The 16,251-nt window shown below is 63.8% G+C and carries 28 protein-coding genes and 1 pseudogene; all 29 read right to left on the bottom strand.

Features of this window, described 5'->3' with window-relative positions:
* Nucleotides 1-20: 20 nt before the first annotated feature.
* Entirely contained in the window at nucleotides 21-428 is a 408-nt protein-coding gene (gene rplQ, locus ASF57_RS06150; RefSeq protein ID WP_056183546.1) for a 50S ribosomal protein L17, read from the bottom strand.
* A 272-nt stretch (nucleotides 429-700) separates the two neighbouring features.
* On the bottom strand, nucleotides 701-1,720 hold the full coding sequence (locus tag ASF57_RS06145) for a DNA-directed RNA polymerase subunit alpha (RefSeq protein ID WP_056183544.1): 1,020 nt from the start codon (nucleotides 1,718-1,720) through the stop codon (nucleotides 701-703).
* A gap of 120 nt (nucleotides 1,721-1,840) precedes the next feature.
* Nucleotides 1,841-2,716: an MBL fold metallo-hydrolase gene (locus ASF57_RS06140; protein WP_056481104.1), complete on the bottom strand. Its 876-nt coding sequence runs from the start codon at nucleotides 2,714-2,716 to the stop codon at nucleotides 1,841-1,843.
* A gap of 44 nt (nucleotides 2,717-2,760) precedes the next feature.
* Entirely contained in the window at nucleotides 2,761-3,150 is a 390-nt protein-coding gene (rpsK, locus tag ASF57_RS06135) for a 30S ribosomal protein S11 (protein WP_055949325.1), read from the bottom strand.
* A 179-nt stretch (nucleotides 3,151-3,329) separates the two neighbouring features.
* A complete protein-coding gene (rpsM, locus tag ASF57_RS06130) occupies nucleotides 3,330-3,698 on the bottom strand; it encodes a 30S ribosomal protein S13 (protein WP_019904471.1) in 369 nt (122 codons plus the stop codon).
* A 227-nt stretch (nucleotides 3,699-3,925) separates the two neighbouring features.
* On the bottom strand, nucleotides 3,926-4,528 hold the full coding sequence (locus tag ASF57_RS06125) for an adenylate kinase (RefSeq protein WP_056481102.1): 603 nt from the start codon (nucleotides 4,526-4,528) through the stop codon (nucleotides 3,926-3,928).
* Nucleotides 4,529-4,637: 109 nt separating this feature from the next.
* Nucleotides 4,638-5,975, bottom strand: coding sequence for a preprotein translocase subunit SecY (gene secY, locus ASF57_RS06120; RefSeq protein WP_056183538.1), 1,338 nt, complete (start codon nucleotides 5,973-5,975; stop codon nucleotides 4,638-4,640).
* Nucleotides 5,976-6,121: 146 nt separating this feature from the next.
* A complete protein-coding gene (rplO, locus tag ASF57_RS06115; RefSeq protein WP_056481100.1) occupies nucleotides 6,122-6,625 on the bottom strand; it encodes a 50S ribosomal protein L15 in 504 nt (167 codons plus the stop codon).
* Nucleotides 6,626-6,636: 11 nt separating this feature from the next.
* On the bottom strand, nucleotides 6,637-6,828 hold the full coding sequence (gene rpmD / locus ASF57_RS06110; RefSeq protein ID WP_056183534.1) for a 50S ribosomal protein L30: 192 nt from the start codon (nucleotides 6,826-6,828) through the stop codon (nucleotides 6,637-6,639).
* 11 nt (nucleotides 6,829-6,839) lie between these two features.
* Nucleotides 6,840-7,427, bottom strand: coding sequence for a 30S ribosomal protein S5 (rpsE, locus tag ASF57_RS06105; RefSeq protein ID WP_055949312.1), 588 nt, complete (start codon nucleotides 7,425-7,427; stop codon nucleotides 6,840-6,842).
* Between the two features lie 93 nt (nucleotides 7,428-7,520).
* Nucleotides 7,521-7,883 carry a 50S ribosomal protein L18 gene (gene rplR, locus ASF57_RS06100; RefSeq protein WP_056183532.1) on the bottom strand — a complete coding sequence of 121 codons (363 nt, stop codon included), beginning with the start codon at nucleotides 7,881-7,883 and terminating at the stop codon, nucleotides 7,521-7,523.
* A gap of 12 nt (nucleotides 7,884-7,895) precedes the next feature.
* Nucleotides 7,896-8,429, bottom strand: a complete 534-nt coding sequence (gene rplF / locus ASF57_RS06095) for a 50S ribosomal protein L6 (protein WP_056481098.1) — start codon at nucleotides 8,427-8,429, stop codon at nucleotides 7,896-7,898.
* Nucleotides 8,430-8,453: 24 nt separating this feature from the next.
* Nucleotides 8,454-8,849: a 30S ribosomal protein S8 gene (gene rpsH / locus ASF57_RS06090; protein WP_055881679.1), complete on the bottom strand. Its 396-nt coding sequence runs from the start codon at nucleotides 8,847-8,849 to the stop codon at nucleotides 8,454-8,456.
* 12 nt (nucleotides 8,850-8,861) lie between these two features.
* Nucleotides 8,862-9,167, bottom strand: a complete 306-nt coding sequence (gene rpsN, locus ASF57_RS06085; RefSeq protein WP_056183527.1) for a 30S ribosomal protein S14 — start codon at nucleotides 9,165-9,167, stop codon at nucleotides 8,862-8,864.
* Nucleotides 9,168-9,207: 40 nt separating this feature from the next.
* Nucleotides 9,208-9,774 carry a 50S ribosomal protein L5 gene (gene rplE, locus ASF57_RS06080; protein ID WP_056183525.1) on the bottom strand — a complete coding sequence of 189 codons (567 nt, stop codon included), beginning with the start codon at nucleotides 9,772-9,774 and terminating at the stop codon, nucleotides 9,208-9,210.
* Nucleotides 9,767-10,084 (bottom strand): 50S ribosomal protein L24, encoded by a 318-nt coding sequence (gene rplX / locus ASF57_RS06075; RefSeq protein WP_056183523.1) that lies wholly within the window; start codon nucleotides 10,082-10,084, stop codon nucleotides 9,767-9,769. Before rplX ends, rplE begins: the two co-directional genes overlap by 8 nt.
* Nucleotides 10,084-10,452, bottom strand: a complete 369-nt coding sequence (gene rplN, locus ASF57_RS06070) for a 50S ribosomal protein L14 (protein ID WP_055949294.1) — start codon at nucleotides 10,450-10,452, stop codon at nucleotides 10,084-10,086. The genes rplX and rplN overlap by 1 nt, the downstream gene beginning before the upstream one ends.
* Nucleotides 10,453-10,805: 353 nt before the next feature.
* Nucleotides 10,806-11,063, bottom strand: a complete 258-nt coding sequence (rpsQ, locus tag ASF57_RS06065; RefSeq protein ID WP_056183521.1) for a 30S ribosomal protein S17 — start codon at nucleotides 11,061-11,063, stop codon at nucleotides 10,806-10,808.
* Nucleotides 11,064-11,073: 10 nt separating this feature from the next.
* Entirely contained in the window at nucleotides 11,074-11,289 is a 216-nt protein-coding gene (rpmC, locus tag ASF57_RS06060; RefSeq protein WP_056219869.1) for a 50S ribosomal protein L29, read from the bottom strand.
* 11 nt (nucleotides 11,290-11,300) lie between these two features.
* Nucleotides 11,301-11,714 (bottom strand): 50S ribosomal protein L16, encoded by a 414-nt coding sequence (rplP, locus tag ASF57_RS06055; RefSeq protein ID WP_056091591.1) that lies wholly within the window; start codon nucleotides 11,712-11,714, stop codon nucleotides 11,301-11,303.
* A gap of 47 nt (nucleotides 11,715-11,761) precedes the next feature.
* On the bottom strand, nucleotides 11,762-12,502 hold the full coding sequence (rpsC, locus tag ASF57_RS06050) for a 30S ribosomal protein S3 (RefSeq protein WP_056481096.1): 741 nt from the start codon (nucleotides 12,500-12,502) through the stop codon (nucleotides 11,762-11,764).
* A 10-nt stretch (nucleotides 12,503-12,512) separates the two neighbouring features.
* Nucleotides 12,513-12,899, bottom strand: a complete 387-nt coding sequence (gene rplV / locus ASF57_RS06045; RefSeq protein WP_056183517.1) for a 50S ribosomal protein L22 — start codon at nucleotides 12,897-12,899, stop codon at nucleotides 12,513-12,515.
* Nucleotides 12,900-12,901: 2 nt separating this feature from the next.
* Nucleotides 12,902-13,180 carry a 30S ribosomal protein S19 gene (gene rpsS / locus ASF57_RS06040; protein ID WP_055949278.1) on the bottom strand — a complete coding sequence of 93 codons (279 nt, stop codon included), beginning with the start codon at nucleotides 13,178-13,180 and terminating at the stop codon, nucleotides 12,902-12,904.
* Nucleotides 13,181-13,185: 5 nt separating this feature from the next.
* Entirely contained in the window at nucleotides 13,186-14,022 is an 837-nt protein-coding gene (rplB, locus tag ASF57_RS06035; RefSeq protein ID WP_055949274.1) for a 50S ribosomal protein L2, read from the bottom strand.
* Nucleotides 14,023-14,049: 27 nt separating this feature from the next.
* On the bottom strand, nucleotides 14,050-14,346 hold the full coding sequence (locus tag ASF57_RS06030; RefSeq protein ID WP_056091577.1) for a 50S ribosomal protein L23: 297 nt from the start codon (nucleotides 14,344-14,346) through the stop codon (nucleotides 14,050-14,052).
* The gene (rplD, locus tag ASF57_RS06025; protein ID WP_056481094.1) at nucleotides 14,343-14,963 is read right to left on the bottom strand and encodes a 50S ribosomal protein L4; all 621 of its coding nucleotides are present in this window, start codon (nucleotides 14,961-14,963) and stop codon (nucleotides 14,343-14,345) included. Before rplD ends, ASF57_RS06030 begins: the two co-directional genes overlap by 4 nt.
* Nucleotides 14,963-15,703 (bottom strand): 50S ribosomal protein L3, encoded by a 741-nt coding sequence (gene rplC, locus ASF57_RS06020; RefSeq protein ID WP_056183512.1) that lies wholly within the window; start codon nucleotides 15,701-15,703, stop codon nucleotides 14,963-14,965. The genes rplD and rplC overlap by 1 nt, the downstream gene beginning before the upstream one ends.
* Before the next feature lie 50 nt (nucleotides 15,704-15,753).
* Complete coding sequence (gene rpsJ / locus ASF57_RS06015; RefSeq protein ID WP_018044230.1) at nucleotides 15,754-16,062, bottom strand: 30S ribosomal protein S10; 309 nt, start codon at nucleotides 16,060-16,062, stop codon at nucleotides 15,754-15,756.
* A gap of 89 nt (nucleotides 16,063-16,151) precedes the next feature.
* Nucleotides 16,152-16,251: pseudogene (locus tag ASF57_RS24455) on the bottom strand (elongation factor Tu); the annotation flags it as partial.

Here is a 16,251-nt window from a genome sequence, read left to right as displayed (position 1 = left end):
CAATGACGCGGACGCGTGATTTACGCGGCGTCGTCCAAAACCGGGCCGGAATCCTTACCGCGAGCGTCGACGTCACGATCAACGAATTCGATCACCGCGAGCGGGGCATTGTCGCCGTAGCGGAAGCCCGCCTTCATGATGCGGCAGTAGCCGCCCGGACGCGCGTTGTAGCGCGGGCCGATGACGGCGAAGAGCTTGCGGACCATGTCCTGGTCGCGGATTTGCGACATGGCGAGACGACGGGCATGCAGCGTGTCGGTCTTGCCGAGGGTGATCAGCTTCTCGATGACCGGACGCAGGTCCTTGGCCTTCGGCAGGGTGGTGACAATCTGCTCGTGCTTGATCAGCGCGGCCGACATGTTGGCGAACATCGCCTTGCGGTGTTCGGTGGTGCGGTTAAAGCGACGACCGCGAAATCCATGACGCATGATGGCTGATCCTTGGTTGATGGCCGCCGTGCCACGGTACGGCCAAGCGCCCCTCAGAATGGATCTTCGGGGCTGTTGATTCCGCGTAACCCTGCGGCGGGATTCCTTCACCCTGACGCTGACCGAACCGGGCTTGCGTCAGGCCTTGCTCATCCCGGGCTTCCCAAGGCGATCCCGGGAGGCGGATACCACAACACCGAACGGTCGAAACCATCGGCGTTCTGGTTGTCCGGGCTCTGCGGCGCAGCGCCGGGACAGACGTGCGGTGTTGCCTAGTAGTGCTCTTCGAAGCGCTTGGCGAGGTCTTCAATGTTCTCCGGCGGCCAGCCGGGGATATCCATGCCGAGGTGCAGGCCCATCGCGGCGAGCACTTCCTTGATCTCGTTCAGAGACTTGCGTCCGAAATTCGGAGTGCGCAGCATCTCGCCCTCCGACTTCTGGATCAGATCGCCGATGTAGACGATGTTGTCGTTCTTCAGGCAGTTCGCCGAACGCACCGAAAGCTCGAGTTCATCGACCTTCTTGAGCAGGGCCGGATTGAAGGGAAGCTGCGGCGCGAGCGGCTGAGCCTCTTCCTTGCGGGGCTCCTCGAAGTTCACGAACACCTGGAGCTGGTCTTGGATGATGCGTGCGGCATAGGCCAGTGCATCCTCCGGCGAAACGGCACCATTGGTCTCGATCGTCATCGTCAGCTTGTCCTTGTCAAGATCCTGGCCCTCGCGGGTGGTCTCGATGCGGTAGGACACCTTGGTGACGGGAGAAAACAGGGCATCCACCGGGATCAGGCCGATGGGCGCATCTTCGGGGCGGTTGCGCTCGGCAGGCACGTAGCCCTTGCCGGTCGCGACCGTGAACTCCATGCGGATCTCGGCGCCATCGTCGAGGGTGCAGATTACCAGGTCCGGGTTCAGGATCTGGACGTCACCCACCGTACCGATATCACCGGCGGTGACGATGCCGGGACCCGTCTTCCGCAGGGTCAGGCGCTTGGGCGCCTCGGTCTGGGAGCGAATGGCAATGGTCTTGATGTTGAGGACGATGTCGGTGACGTCTTCACGCACGCCCGGGATCGACGAGAATTCATGCAGCACGCCGTCGATCTGCACGGAGGTCACGGCCGCGCCCTGGAGCGAGGAGAGCAGCACCCGGCGCAGCGAATTTCCGAGCGTCGTGCCGAAGCCGCGCTCCAGGGGCTCGGCAACGACGGTGGCGACCCGCTTGGGGTCGTGTCCGGTCGAGACCTGAAGCTTGTTCGGCTTGATGAGCTCTTGCCAGTTCTTCTGAATGACCACGATGCTACCTCTCGCAAGATCGGCGCGGGCCCCACACGTGGTCCGCGCGTCGCCCGTCGACGCCGCGCCATCGGCGCCCGGCGGGCCTGAAACTGATGTGTCCGCGCTGAGCGCCGACAATTATTGCGCAGCGACCCAGAGTTCCGGGACGAAACGGTAACCGGCTCCATCCCGAGCAACGAAGCCCAGAGCGGGAAATTCCAGATGGGCACCTGCCACGAAGGCCCGGTCCTGAGAGACCGAATCAAGCATCCGGCGACGCACGTCGCGTGCCTGATTTTCATCGACGTCGAAGACCATACCGGCTTCCGGCTGCTTGAACTGGATCGCCGGCAGATGAACGATATCTGCCCACATCAAAAGCGACGCATTACCCGATGTGATGCGATAGCCTGTGTGTCCCGGAGTATGCCCCGGCAAAGGCACAGCCTCGATTCCCGGAGCGACGCTACCGCCCGTCATCGTGCGGATGCGTTCCGCGTAGGGTGCCGTCGCCTTTCTCGCCATCTCGAAGTAGGGCTTCGCTTCCTCGGATGCACGCGAGAGCGCCCCGTCGTCGAGCCAATGTGCCGCCTCGTCGGAATGCAGCACGAGTTCCGCATTCGGGTAGGCCGCCATCCCTTCGCCGGCGAGCAGCCCGCCGGCGTGATCTGGATGCAGATGCGTGAGCAGCACCGTCTCGATCGAGGCGGGCGCCACACCCGCTGCCGCGAGAGCCGCCGGAACGCGACCGAGAGACGGTCCGCCGAAGCTGCCCATCCCCGAGTCGATCAGGACCGGTTTGCGACCGGGGCCCGTGATTAGAAACGCGTTCAGCGTGATGCGAGGATCCTGCGCGCGAAAGCCGGCAGCCTGCAGGGCACCGGCCTCCTCGCGTTCGATCCCGGTGACGAGATCGAGCGACCCCTGAAGGTAGCCGTCATTCATCACCGTGATCGTGAGATCACCCAAGCTCCACCGCAGCACACCCGGAAGCGGATTCTGAGCATTCGACACGCGCGTCTCCGTGGCAGGCCCCAAGAGTTCGTGTTCGCTTTCGCTTAGACGCGACGACGCTTGCGCGGGCGGCAGCCGTTATGCGGGATCGAGGTCACGTCACGAATCGAGGTCACGGTGAAGCCGGCGGCCTGCAGGGCGCGCAGAGCCGACTCGCGACCCGATCCAGGACCGGAGACCTCAACCTCGAGGGTCCGCATACCGTGCTCGGCCGCCTTGCGGGCAGCGTCTTCGGCCGCAACCTGAGCGGCATAAGGGGTCGACTTACGCGAGCCCTTGAAGCCCATCGCGCCGGCAGACGACCACGAGATGGTGTTGCCCTGGGCATCGGTGATGGTGACCATCGTGTTATTGAACGACGCGTTCACATGCGCGACGCCCGAGACGATGTTCTTACGTTCGCGGCGACGAACGCGGGTGGTTTCCTTGGCCATGTGTTCTCTCGTCCTTCAGGCGCGCCCGTGATTCCAGGCGCTCGGGAGTCTTCTGATCTCGGCAAGCGAGCACTGGATGAACGATCCAGGACCGCCGTGCCGCCACGTGGTTCCCGATAACGGGATCCGCGACACAACAGAGGGGGGCCGTACGAAGCCGACCTGCCAATCTCGAATGATTACTTCTTCTTGCCGGCGATCGGCTTCGACTTGCCCTTGCGGGTACGCGCGTTGGTATGCGTGCGCTGGCCGCGGACGGGCAGGTTGCGGCGGTGGCGCAGGCCTCGGTAACAGCCGAGATCCATCAGGCGCTTGATGTTCATCGACACTTCACGACGCAGATCGCCCTCGACGATGTAGTCGCGGTCGATGGTCTCACGAATCGAGAGCACTTCGGCGTCGGTCAGCTGGTTGACGCGGCGCTCGGCCGGAATACCGACCTTTCCGGTGATCTCCTCGGCCTTCTTAGGGCCGATGCCGTGGATGTACTGAAGCGCGATGACAACGCGCTTGTTGGTCGGGATGTTGACGCCGGCGATACGAGCCAAGGGAACTCTCCATGAGGCACCGGGCGAAGGCACGGGCCAGAGTGTGACGCGCGTCCGGTGGAGACCGGCCCATGCACGCCGTCCGAAACGAAAAATCGGCCCGCATCAGCCCCTCAATGAGGCGATCCGAACCCACTTCCGCTGAACGAAGACCGGCCCACTAGCGCGGACCAGAAAATGTGTCAACCCGAGCAGCGGGTAAAATCGAAGACGCTACCGGCGCCTGATCAGGACGCGGCGGCGGCCGACAGACGATCAAGGCTCGCGACAAGATCCTCGGTTACGGCATCGACCGCCTTCATGCCATCGATCGTCTGCAGCAGACCGGTACCGGCGTAATAATCGGAAAGCGGCGCAGTCTGCTTCCGGTACGCATCGAGGCGCGTCTTGAACACCTCCGGCGTATCGTCCTTACGGACGGGCTGGCCGCGCGCCGCAGTCTCCTCGGCACGCCGGGCGATGCGGCCGACCAGGGCATTCTCATCGACCGCGAACTCGATCACGGTATCCAGGGCGATGCCCTTCTCGGACAGCATGGCATCGAGGGCCCTGGCCTGTTCCACGGTGCGCGGAAAGCCATCGAGGATGAAGCCACGTTTGGCGTCGGCCTCCTCGATCCGGTCTGCGACGATCCCGACCACGATCGCGTCCGAGACCAGTCCACCCGCCTCCATCACGCTCTTCGCCTGCAGGCCGACCGGAGTTCCTGCCGAAACCGCCGCCCGCAACATGTCGCCGGTCGATAGTTGTGGGATGCCGTACCGTGCAACGATCCGCTCAGACTGCGTCCCCTTCCCCGCGCCGGGGGGCCCAAGCAGGATGATGCGCATGGTGTCGTTTCCTCAGTACGTTTTGTCTTGATCGCTCGGCAGTCCGACCCGGGAAAGCCGGTAGTCTAGCAACGGGCGCGGCAGCCGGAAAACCACCGCGGCCGTCATGTCAGCGACGGCGCGATGCCCCACGCAGTTTGGCCTTCTTGACCAAGCCCTCGTACTGATGCGCCATCAAATGACCGTGGATCTGCGCCACCGTATCCATGGTCACGGAGACAACGATCAGAAGCGAGGTCCCGCCAAAGCCAATGCTGGCTGAGGAGTAGGAGGCCAGAATCTCCGGCACCAGGCACACGAAGGTCAGGTACAGGGCGCCGATTAGGGTAATCCGCGTCAGAACCTTGTCGATGAACGCAGCCGTACGCTCACCGGGCCGGATGCCGGGGATGAATCCTCCCTGCTTCTTCAGATTGTCCGCGGTTTCCTCGGGGTTGAACACCACCGCGGTATAGAAGAACGCGAAGAAGATGATCAGCGCCGCATAGAGGACCATGTAGAGGGGCCGGCCATGCCCGATATAGGTCGTGATCGTCGCCAGGATACCGGTGCCGCCATTGTTGGCCGAGAAGCTCGCGACGGTCGCGGGAAGCAGCAGCAGCGATGAGGCGAAGATCGGCGGAATGACGCCGGCGGTGTTGAGCTTCAAGGGCAGGAACGAGGTCTGACCCTCGTACATCCGATTGCCGACCTGCCGCTTCGGGTAGTTGATCAACAGGCGGCGCTGAGCACGCTCCATGAACACGATGAAGTAGACCAGCGCGATCGCCGCGACGCCCATCCCGAGAATCACCGCGGAGGACAGCGCACCGGTTCGGCTGAGCTCGAGAGCGCCCACGATGGCGACCGGCAGGTGTGCGACGATGCCGGCGAAGATGATCAGGGACGAACCGTTGCCGATGCCACGCGAGGTGATCTGCTCGCCGATCCACATCAGGAAGAGCGTACCTCCCGTCAGCGTGATCACCGTCGACAGGATGAAGAACGGACCTGGGTCGATCGCCGCACTCGAGCTCTGCAAGCCGAAGGCGATCCCCCACGATTGAACGAGCGCCAGCACCACCGTGAGATAGCGTGTGTACTGGTTGATGACCTTACGGCCCGACTCGCCTTCCTTCTTCAGCGATTCCAGGCTCGGGATCACCGAGGTGAGGAGCTGGATAATGATCGAGGCGGAGATGTAGGGCATGATGTTGAGCGCGAAGATCGCCATGCGCTCGACCGCACCGCCCGAAAACATGTTGAACAGGCCGAGCACGCCGCCCGCCTGCTGCTGGAAGTTCCGCGCGAACTGCTCCGGATCGATCCCGGGGATCGGGATGTAGGTGCCCAGACGGAAGACGATGAGCGCACCCAGCGTGAACCAGATGCGCTTCTTGAGTTCATCGGCCTTGGCGATGGCCCCGAAGTTGAGGTTCGCGGCGAGCTGCTCGGCGGCTGAGGCCATGACACCGTTTCCTGAGATGGGTCATACGGGAGCTGCGGATCGCCTCAGACGAGACGCTCACGCTCCCCGATAAAACGGGAACGGCGGCCACGCGCGAGGTCGCACGGGCCGCCGCTCAGAGCATCGACTTAAAGTCAGACTCGGGGCTACGCAACCACGCGGGCGGGCTTGCCGCGCGTGGAAACGCCGTCGCCGTAGGTCACGGTGACCGCACCGCCGGCCTTCTCGACACCCTCGATCGCCGACTTCGACGCGCGGGTGACCTCGAACGTCAGCTTGGTGGTCAGCTCACCGACGCCGAGCAGCTTCACGCCGTCACGGGCGCGAGCGCAGACACCGGCGGCGATCAGGGTCTCGACGGTGACGGTTGCGCCCGCCTCAATGCGGCCGGCATCGACAGCCTGCTGGACGCGGCCGAGGTTCACCTCGTTCAGGTCCGTCGAGTACAGGTTGTTGAAGCCGCGCTTCGGCAGACGACGATGCAACGGCATCTGGCCGCCCTCGAAGCCCTTGATGGAAACGCCAGTCCGGGCCTTCTGACCCTTCACGCCGCGTCCCGCGGTCTTGCCCTTGCCGGAGCCGATGCCCCGACCGACGCGCATCCGGTTCTTGGTAGCGCCGTCGTTATCGCGAAGTTCGTTGAGTTTCATGATGCCCTCCCTCAGGCCGCGTCGCTGACGACGCGCACGAGGTGCTGCACCTTGCGGATCATGCCGCGCACGGAGGGGGTATCCTCCAGCTCGGAAACCCGGTGCAGCTTGTTCAGCTTCAGGCCGATCAGCGTCGCGCGCTGGTCACCTTCGCGGCGAATGGGCGAGCCGATCTGCTCAACCCGGAGAGTCTTCTGTGCCATCGGACCCTCCCTTACGCTACGGCTGCTTCGGACATGTCGGACGGATCGGCATCACGACGACGGGCCTGGAGGGCCGACACCTTGAGACCGCGACGGGCCGCGACCGAACGCGGACTGTCTTCATTCTTGAGCGCCTCGAAGGTCGCCCGCACCAGGTTGTAGGGGTTCGAAGAACCCAGGCTCTTCGCCACCACGTCCTGCATGCCCAGCGTCTCGAACACGGCGCGCATCGGACCACCCGCGATGATGCCGGTACCCTGGGGGGCAGCGCGGAGAATCACCTTGCCGGCGCCATGACGACCATAGACGTCGTGGTGGAGCGTACGACCCTCGCGCAGTGCCACGCGGACGAGACCGCGCTTGGCAGCTTCCGTGGCCTTGCGGATCGCCTCCGGCACTTCGCGCGCCTTGCCGTGGCCAAACCCGACGCGGCCCTTCTGGTCGCCGACGACGACGAGTGCAGCAAAGCCGAAACGACGGCCGCCCTTCACCACCTTGGCGACACGGTTGATGTGGACGAGCTTGTCCACGAACTCGCTGTCGCGCTCCTCGCGCTCATCGCGACGGCCGCGGCCCCCGCCTTCACGTTCACGTGCCATTCTGTATGTCCATCTCACTGGCGCGGGTGGCGGACCCGCTCGCTTGAATCGTCTGGAACGGAGAGCGGCCGAAGCCGCCCTCCTCCGCCAATCTTAGAACTCGAGGCCGCCCTCGCGGGCAGCGTCGGCGAGCGCCTTGACGCGCCCGTGATAGAGGTAGCCCGAGCGATCGAAGATCACCTGGGTGACGCCCGCAGCCTTGGCCCGCTCGGCGACGAGCTTGCCAACCGCCTGCGCGGCGGAAACGTCGGCACCGGTCTTGAGGCCGGTGCGGAGATCCTTGTCGAGGCTCGAAGCCGAAGCGAGGGTCTTGCCCGCCGCGTCGTCGATGACCTGAACGTAGATCTGCTTGGATGAACGGAACACCGAAAGCCGGGGCCGCCCATTGGCCGCCGCCCGCAGCGCGCGGCGCACACGCGCCTTGCGGCGGTCGAGTGCATCGAATTTGCGTGACATGTTGGCCGGCCCTTACTTCTTCTTGCCTTCCTTGCGGAAGATGAACTCGCCCGCGTACTTCACGCCCTTGCCCTTGTAGGGCTCAGGGCCGCGATAGTCGCGGATCTCGGCTGCCACCTGTCCGACCACCTGCCGGTCGATGCCGGTGATGACGATTTCGGTGGGCTTCGGCACCGCGATCGTGATCCCCGCGGGGATCTCGTACTCGATGTCGTGGCTGTAACCGAGCGAGAGCTTCAATGCCTTGCCGGCCATCGCGGCGCGGTAACCCACGCCGGTGATCTCGAGCTTCTTCTCGAAACCCTTCGAGACGCCCTCGACGAGGTTCGCCACCTGAGCTCTGGAGGTCCCCCACAGCGAGCGGGCCTCCTTCGTCTGGTTCCGGGGCTGCACCGAAACGGCGCCATCCTCGAACTTCACGTCGACCACATTGGGAACGACGTACTGGAGCTCGCCTTTGGAGCCCTTCATCTTAACCGTCTGACCGGTCACCGTGGCCGTCACACCGGACGGGACGGGAACGGGCTTCTTGCCTACGCGAGACATCGCCTTATTCCTCCAAGTCCGAGATCAGAACACCTTGCAGAGCACTTCACCGCCGACGTTGCGCTCGCGCGCCTCGTGGTCGGCCATGACGCCCTGCGGGGTGGACACGATGGTGACGCCGAGACCGTCGGCGACGCGCGGCAGCTCGCCAACCGACGAGTAGACGCGGCGACCTGGCTTCGACACGCGCTGGATCGAGCGGATGACGGGCTGGCCGTCGTAGTATTTCAGCTCGATCGCGAACTCGGTACGGCCGTTGCCGTAATCCGTGGTCGCGTAGTCGCGGATGTAGCCCTCGGACTTGAGGACGTCGAGCACGCTGGCGCGCAGACGTGAACCGGGCGTCTGGACGACGTTGCGACGGCGCTGCTGACCATTGCGGATGCGGGTGAGCATATCACCCACGGGATCGTTGACCATGGTGGTTGCTCCTTACCAGCTCGACTTGACGAGACCGGGGATCAGACCCTGGTTGCCGAGTTCGCGCAGCGCGATGCGCGAGATGCCCATCTTGCGATAGAAGGCACGCGGCCGGCCGGTCATGCCGCAACGGTTGCGGATGCGGGTGGGGGACGAGTTGCGGGGCAGTTCCGCGAGCTTCAGGCGCGCTTCGAAGCGCTCCTCCATCTCCAGGGACTCGTCATTCGCCGTGGCAAGCAGCGCCTTGCGCTTGGGAGCATAGAGCTTAACCAGCGCTTCGCGGTGCTTGTTCTTCTCGATCGAGCTTTTCTTTGCCATTTCTCTCTCCGGTGTCCGCGTCTGAGACCCTAGCGGGGGCTCACTGCCGGAACGGGAATCGGAACTGCGTGAGGAGCGCGCGCGCCTCAGCATCGGTACGGGCCGTCGTCTGGATGACGATGTCCATGCCCCAGGTGGCCTCGGCCTTGTCGTACGAGATCTCCGGGAACACGAGGTGCTCTTTCAGACCGAGGGCATAGTTGCCGTTGCCGTCGAAAGAACGCGGGTTCAGGCCGCGGAAGTCGCGAACGCGCGGGAGGGCAATCGTGATCAGCCGATCCATGAACTCGTACATGCGCTGCTTGCGCAGCGTCACCTTGCAGCCGATCGGCATTCCCTCACGGACCTTGAAGGTCGCGATGGCCTTACGGGCCTTGGTGATGACCGGCTTCTGGCCGGCGATGAGGGCCAGATCGCCGGCGGCAACCGAAGCCTTCTTAGAGTCCGCGGTCGACTCGCCGACACCCATGTTGATCACGATCTTCTCGATGACCGGAACCTGCATGGGGTTCTTGTAGCCGAACTCTTCGATCAGCTTCTGGCGCACGACTTCATCGTAGTGCTTGCGCAGGCGCGGGGTGTACCCGTCAGTGTTCTTCTCAGCCATCGATCAGATCCCCCGAGCGCTTGGCGAACCGGACTTTGCGGCCGTCGTCGAGAATGCGGAAACCAACGCGCGTGGGCTGACCATCCTTGGGATCGGCGACGGCGATGTTGGACAGGTGAATCGCAGCTTCCTTGGAGACGATGCCGCCTTCCTGGTTCTGCGTCTGCTTCTGGTGCTTCTTCACCAGGTTGATGCCGCGAACGAGCGCGCGATCTTCCTTGGGGAGCACCTGGATGACCTCGCCGGAACGACCCTTGTCGCGACCGGTGAGGACGACGACCTTGTCGCCTTTCTTGACCTTAGCGGCCATTACAGCACCTCCGGCGCGAGCGAGATGATCTTCATGTGGTTGCGGGCGCGCAGCTCGCGCGGAACCGGTCCGAAGATACGGGTGCCGATCGGCTCCTTCTGATTGTTGATCAGAACGGCAGCGTTCTTGTCGAAGCGAATCACCGACCCATCGGGACGCTTCACTTCCTTAGCCGTGCGAACGACGACCGCCTTCATGACGTCGCCCTTCTTCACGCGGCCCCGGGGAATTGCTTCCTTGACGGAGACCACGATGATGTCGCCGACACCGGCGTATTTACGCTTCGACCCGCCCAGAACCTTGATGCACATCACGCGGCGCGCACCAGAGTTGTCGGCGACGTCCAGATTCGTCTGCATCTGGATCACGGGCAGTGACCTTTCCTTGTTTCAGGCGGGTTTCCGCACGCGGACGGTATTGTCCGGCGGACGACGCCTGATGGGGATCTGATGTCCCCGGCTCATATGAAGCACCGCGCTATCGGTGTCCGTAGACCCCGGCGCGGTCGCCGCGTACGAAGGGTGCGAACACCCCTCTCACCTGTCGCGAAGGCATGGCCATTACACCGGCAGGCCAAATCACGCAAGGTGTATTTCCGTAACTGGCGGTACAGCCGGGAACCATCGGGCACAGCCTCAGCCGATCCAGAATCGGCCGCCACAACGAAAAAGCGGGCGCAGGGATCTGCGCCCGCTTCGACGTCGATGCATCTCAGTCAGGCCTAAGCCGGAGCCACCTCGTTGGCGGGAGCACCCTCGACGAGCTTCCAAGTTTTGGTCTTGGAGAACGGACGGCACTCCTCGATCGACACGGTCTGGCCGACCTTGGCGATGTTAGTCTCATCGTGAGCGTGGTAGTTCTTCGAACGACGGACGGTCTTCTTCATCACCGGGTGGGTGAAGCGACGCTCCACCTTGACGACGATGGTCTTCTCGCCCTTGTCGCTAACAACGACACCCTGCAATACGCGCTTCGGCATGATGTACTCCTCAGGCCTGCGCGGACTTCAGCGTCTTCTGACGCTGAAGCGTGCGAACGCGGGCGATATCGCGGCGGACTTCGCGGACACGCGCGACGTTCTCGAGCTGACCGGTGGCACCCTGGAAGCGCAGGTTGAACTGCTCCTTCTTCAGGTTCAGCAACTCATCGGTCAGCTGATCGGGCGACAAGGCGGCCAGATCCGACTGTCTTTGCGACGACTTCATGATCCCCTCCCTCAATCAGCGATGCGCTGGACGACGCGCGTGCGGATGGGAAGTTTCGCTGCGCCGAGGCGCAGGGCCTCCTTCGCAACGTCCTCGGCCACGCCGTCGACTTCGAACATGATTCGTCCAGGATGCACGCGAGCAGCCCAGAACTCCGGAGCACCCTTACCGGAGCCCATGCGGACTTCGGTGGGCTTGGCAGTGACCGGAACGTCCGGGAAGATCCGGATCCAGACACGGCCCTGGCGCTTCATTTCGCGGGTGATCGCGCGGCGAGCCGCCTCGATCTGACGCGCGGTGATGCGCTCGGGCTCGATGGCCTTCAGGCCGAACGTCCCGAAGTTAAGGTCGAAACCGCCCTTGGCCGCACCGTGAATGCGACCCTTGAACTGCTTACGAAACCTGGTCTTCTTGGGTTGCAACATGGCAGCCTCTCAACACCTTTCTGGGTGACGGGGACACGAACACGCCGTTAGGCGTGCTCGCGCCGGCCGCGCTCGCGGCCACCCTCACCATCGCGCTCGCGACGGCCGCCCGAACGGCCACCCTCTTCCTGCGCCTTCTTATCCTGTGCCATCGGGTCGTGCTCGAGGATTTCGCCCTTAAACACCCAAACCTTGATCCCGCACGTCCCGTAGGTTGTGAAGGCGGTCGCGACGCCATAGTCGACATCGGCGCGGAGCGTGTGCAGCGGGACGCGTCCCTCGCGATACCATTCCTGGCGAGCGATCTCGGCGCCGCCGAGACGGCCCGAGCAGTTGATCCGGATGCCCTCGGCGCCGAGACGCATCGCCGACTGAACAGCGCGCTTCATAGCACGACGGAAAGCGACGCGGCGCTCGAGCTGCTGAGCGATCGAATCGGCCACCAGCGTGGCGTCGATTTCGGGCTTACGCACCTCGACGATATTGATCGTCACCTCGGCCTTGGTCAGCGTACCGACCAGCTTGCGCAGCTTCTCAATGTCCGCACCCTTCTTGCCGATGACCACGCCCGGACGACCCGAGTGAATGGTGACACGGCACTTCCGGTGCGGACGCTCGATGACAATCTTCGAAACTGCAGCCTGCTTGAGCTGCTTCATGAGGGCGGCGCGGATCGCGACGTCCTCGTGCATGAGCTTCGCATATTCACCCTTCTGGGCGAACCAGCGGGAATCCCAGGTCCGGTTGATACCGAGCCGGAGACCGATCGGATTGACTTTCTGGCCCATCAGGTCCTCCTCACGCCGCTTCGGCGGTCGGGACTTCGCGCACCACGATGGTGAGGTTCGCGAAGGGCTTCAGGATACGGGCGCCGCGGCCACGCGCACGGGCGTGGAACCGCTTCAGCACGAGGGCTTTGCCAACGAACGCCTGGGTGACGACGAGATCGTCGACGTCCAGGTTGTGGTTGTTCTCAGCATTGGCGATCGCGCTCTCGAGGCACTTCTTGACCTCCCGGGCGATCCGCTTGCGGGAGAATTCGAGATCGGCCAATGCCGAATCGACCTTCTTGCCGCGAATGAGCTGCGCGACGAGATTGAGCTTCTGGGGGCTGACGCGCAGCATGCGCGCGACGGCCTGAGCCTCGTTCTCGGGGAGCGCGCGGGGAGTGGCGGGCTTACCCATGATCAGCGCCTCTTCGACTTCTTATCGGCTGCGTGACCGTGGAAGGTGCGGGTCGGCGAGAACTCACCGAACTTGTGGCCCACCATTTCCTCGGAGACGTAGACCGGGATGTGCTTCTGCCCGTTGTGCACACCGAAGGTGAGGCCAACGAACTGCGGCAGGATCGTGGAGCGGCGGCTCCAGATCTTGATGACTTCGTTACGGCTGGAACCGCGAGCGGCTTCAGCCTTCTTGAGGAGGTAGCCGTCGATGAACGGCCCCTTCCAGAGCGAGCGTGCCATGGGCGTTACTTCTTACGGTTATGACGGCTGGACAGGATGAAGACGTCGGTCCGCTTGTTCGAGCGGGTCTTCTTCCCCTTCGTGGGAACGCCCCAGGGCGTGACCGGGTTACGGCCGCCGGAAGTGCGTCCCTCGCCGCCGCCGTGCGGGTGGTCGACCGGGTTCATGGCAACGCCGCGAACGTGCGGGCGCTTGCCGAGCCAGCGGTTGCGGCCGGCCTTGCCGAGCGAGATGTTCATGTGGTCCGGGTTCGAAACCGCGCCGACGCTGGCGAAGCACTGACCATGGACCAGGCGCTGCTCGCCGGAGTTCAGACGAAGCGTCACGTAGCCCTGATCGCGACCCACGATCTGGGCGTAGTTGCCGGCTGAGCGGGCGATTGCGCCGCCCTTGCCGATCTTCAGCTCCACGTTGTGGACAATCGTGCCCACCGGCATGTTGCCGACCGGACCGGCATTGCCGGGCTTGATGTCGACCTGTTCGGCCGCGATCACCTTATCGCCGGGCGACAGACGCTGCGGAGCCAAGATGTAGCTCTGCGTGCCATCGGGGAAGGCGATCAGCGCGATGAACGCCGTGCGGTTCGGATCGTATTCGATCCGCTCGACGGTGGCGGACACGCCCATCTGCTCGCGACGCTTGAAATCCACGTTGCGGAGCGTGCGCTTGTGACCGCCGCCGCGAAAGCGAACCGTGATGCGGCCGAGGTTGTTGCGGCCGCCGGACGACGACTTGCCCTCGGTGAGCTTCTTGACCGGCTTGCCCTTGTAGAGCTCACGGCGGTCGACGAGCACGAGCTGGCGAAGGCTCGGCGTGACCGGTTTGAATGTCTTCAAGGCCATCGGTGGTAATCCTTAACCCGACTTGTCTCAGAGGCCGGTCGTGACGTCGATCGTCTCACCCTCGGCGAGGGTCACGATCGCTTTCTTCACGTCCGAGCGCTGTCCGCGAAGCCCGCGAAAAATCTTCTTCTTGCCCTTGGTGACGAGCGTATTCACGCCCGTGACCTTGACGTCGAACAGCTTCTCGACCGCTTCCTTGATCTGCGGCTTCGTCGCCTTCGGGGCTACCCGGAACACGACCTTGTTCTGTTCGGTGAGGTTCGTCGCCTTCTCGGTGATGACCGGGGAGACGATGATGTCGTAGTGGCGCGGATCGGCACTCATTGGAAACGCGCCTCCAGCGCATCGATCGCTGCGCGGGTCAGCACGAGCTTCTCGCGACGCAGGATGTCGTAGACGTTGATGCCCTGGACCGGAAGCACGTCGATCTGCGGAATGTTCCGGGCGGCGCGGGCAAAGTTCACATCGACCTCGGCACCGCCGATGATCAGAGCGCTGGACAGCCCCATCTTCTCGAAACGCTCGACCAGCGCTTTGGTCTTACCCTCGGCCAGCTTTACGTCGTCGATGATGATGAGGGTGGAATCCTTCACCTTTGCCGAGAGGGCATGCTTGAGAGCGAGAGCACGGACCTTCTTCGGCAGGTCGTGTGCGTGGCTGCGAACAACCGGTCCAAAAGCGCGTCCACCACCGCGGAACTGCGGAGCCGACGCCGCGCCGTGACGTGCGTTACCCGTACCCTTCTGCTTGTACAGCTTCTTGCGGGTGCGGTTCACGTCGGATCGGTTCTTCACCGCGTGGGTGCCCGCCTGACGCTTGGCGAGCTGCCAACGCACCATGCGCTGGAGCAGGTCGACGCGCGGCTCGAGACCGAAGATGGTCTCGTTGAGGTCGACCGACCCGGCACCTTCGCCGTCGAGCGTGGTGATATCGATCTGCATCACGCGTTCTCCTCGGAAGCGGGAGCCTCGGGAGCCGGTGCCTCGGTCGCGGGAGCCGAAGCGCCCAGCTCACGGAACTTACCAGGCTGCGGAACGTCCGCGGGGAGCTTACGCTTCACCGCGTCGCGGATCTGAATCCAACCGCCAGCGACACCGGGGACGGCGCCCTCGACGAGGATGAGGCCACGCTCAGGATCCGTGCGCACGACACGCAGGTTCTGGGTGGTGACCCGATCGACGCCCATGTGACCGGGCATCTTCTTGTTCTTGAACGTCTTGCCCGGATCCTGGCGGCCACCGGTCGAACCGATCGAACGGTGCGAGATGGACACGCCGTGGGTGGCGCGAAGGCCGCCGAAGTTCCAGCGCTTCATACCGCCGGCGAAGCCCTTACCGGTGGTCGTGCCCGTCACATCGACGAACTGGCCCGGAATGAAGTGGTCGGCGGTGATCTCGGCGCCGACCGGGATCAGCTTGTCTTCGGACACGCGGAACTCGGCAAGCTTCTGCTTGGGCTCGACCTTGGCAACTGCGAACCGGCCGCGTTCTGCAGCCGACACGTTCTTCACCTTGGCTTTGCCGACGCCGACCTGAAGGGCGACGTAGCCATTCTTCTCGACGGTGCGGTGGGCAACCACCTGACATTGATCAATTTTGAGCACTGTGACGGGGACATGTTCGCCTGCATCCGTAAAGATGCGGGTCATGCCGACCTTCTGTGCGATGACGCCTGAGCGCATAGGTGTCTCCCTCGCGCGATTCTACGGTAAGCTCTAAATCCCGGCGGGACTTAGAGCTTGATCTCCACGTCCACGCCGGCGGCGAGGTCGAGCTTCATCAGCGCGTCCACGGTCTGAGGCGTCGGATCGACGATATCGAGGACGCGCTTGTGGGTGCGCATCTCGAACTGCTCGCGCGACTTCTTGTCGATGTGCGGCGAGCGGTTGACGGTGAACTTCTCGATATGCGTCGGCAGCGGTATGGGACCACGGATGGTCGCGCCGGTGCGCTTGGCCGTCGAGACGATCTCGCGGGTCGATGCATCGAGGATGCGATGGTCGAACGCCTTGAGGCGGATACGAATATTCTGACCGTTCATGACCTGAAACCTTGGCGGGGCGATGTGGGGCGGGCGCGAGGACCCGCCCCTCAATCGTTCCCTGCAGACGTGACCGTTGAGGCGGACGATTACTCGTTGATGGCGGCGACGACGCCGGCGCCGACGGTGCGTCCGCCTTCACGGATGGCGAAGCGCAGCTTCTCTTCCATGGCCACCGGCACGATCAGG

The organism is Methylobacterium sp. Leaf117, from assembly GCF_001422985.1.
Lineage (GTDB): Bacteria > Pseudomonadota > Alphaproteobacteria > Rhizobiales > Beijerinckiaceae > Methylobacterium.
Note: the sequence above shows the minus strand (reverse complement) of the source record. Positions and strands in the feature narration are given on the sequence as shown.

Bases quoted from the DNA above. Each gene is read 5' to 3' on its own strand.
- rplQ (WP_056183546.1), bottom strand. From the start codon at position 428: ATGCGTCATGGATTTCGCGGTCGTCGCTTTAACCGCACCACCGAACAC.
- rpsK (WP_055949325.1), bottom strand. From the start codon at position 3,150: ATGGCCAAGGAAACCACCCGCGTTCGTCGCCGCGAACGTAAGAACATC.
- ASF57_RS06125 (WP_056481102.1), bottom strand. From the start codon at position 4,528: ATGCGCATCATCCTGCTTGGGCCCCCCGGCGCGGGGAAGGGGACGCAG.
- secY (WP_056183538.1), bottom strand. From the start codon at position 5,975: ATGGCCTCAGCCGCCGAGCAGCTCGCCGCGAACCTCAACTTCGGGGCC.
- rplO (WP_056481100.1), bottom strand. From the start codon at position 6,625: ATGAAACTCAACGAACTTCGCGATAACGACGGCGCTACCAAGAACCGG.
- rpmD (WP_056183534.1), bottom strand. From the start codon at position 6,828: ATGGCACAGAAGACTCTCCGGGTTGAGCAGATCGGCTCGCCCATTCGC.
- rpsE (WP_055949312.1), bottom strand. From the start codon at position 7,427: ATGGCACGTGAACGTGAAGGCGGGGGCCGCGGCCGTCGCGATGAGCGC.
- rplR (WP_056183532.1), bottom strand. From the start codon at position 7,883: ATGTCACGCAAATTCGATGCACTCGACCGCCGCAAGGCGCGTGTGCGC.
- rplF (WP_056481098.1), bottom strand. From the start codon at position 8,429: ATGTCTCGCGTAGGCAAGAAGCCCGTTCCCGTCCCGTCCGGTGTGACG.
- rpsH (WP_055881679.1), bottom strand. From the start codon at position 8,849: ATGGTCAACGATCCCGTGGGTGATATGCTCACCCGCATCCGCAATGGT.
- rpsN (WP_056183527.1), bottom strand. From the start codon at position 9,167: ATGGCAAAGAAAAGCTCGATCGAGAAGAACAAGCACCGCGAAGCGCTG.
- rplE (WP_056183525.1), bottom strand. From the start codon at position 9,774: ATGGCTGAGAAGAACACTGACGGGTACACCCCGCGCCTGCGCAAGCAC.
- rplX (WP_056183523.1), bottom strand. From the start codon at position 10,084: ATGGCCGCTAAGGTCAAGAAAGGCGACAAGGTCGTCGTCCTCACCGGT.
- rpsQ (WP_056183521.1), bottom strand. From the start codon at position 11,063: ATGCCGAAGCGCGTATTGCAGGGTGTCGTTGTTAGCGACAAGGGCGAG.
- rpmC (WP_056219869.1), bottom strand. From the start codon at position 11,289: ATGAAGTCGTCGCAAAGACAGTCGGATCTGGCCGCCTTGTCGCCCGAT.
- rplP (WP_056091591.1), bottom strand. From the start codon at position 11,714: ATGTTGCAACCCAAGAAGACCAGGTTTCGTAAGCAGTTCAAGGGTCGC.
- rpsC (WP_056481096.1), bottom strand. From the start codon at position 12,502: ATGGGCCAGAAAGTCAATCCGATCGGTCTCCGGCTCGGTATCAACCGG.
- rplV (WP_056183517.1), bottom strand. From the start codon at position 12,899: ATGGGTAAGCCCGCCACTCCCCGCGCGCTCCCCGAGAACGAGGCTCAG.
- rpsS (WP_055949278.1), bottom strand. From the start codon at position 13,180: ATGGCACGCTCGCTCTGGAAGGGGCCGTTCATCGACGGCTACCTCCTC.
- rplB (WP_055949274.1), bottom strand. From the start codon at position 14,022: ATGGCCTTGAAGACATTCAAACCGGTCACGCCGAGCCTTCGCCAGCTC.
- ASF57_RS06030 (WP_056091577.1), bottom strand. From the start codon at position 14,346: ATGAGTGCCGATCCGCGCCACTACGACATCATCGTCTCCCCGGTCATC.
- rplD (WP_056481094.1), bottom strand. From the start codon at position 14,963: ATGCAGATCGATATCACCACGCTCGACGGCGAAGGTGCCGGGTCGGTC.
- rplC (WP_056183512.1), bottom strand. From the start codon at position 15,703: ATGCGCTCAGGCGTCATCGCACAGAAGGTCGGCATGACCCGCATCTTT.
- rpsJ (WP_018044230.1), bottom strand. From the start codon at position 16,062: ATGAACGGTCAGAATATTCGTATCCGCCTCAAGGCGTTCGACCATCGC.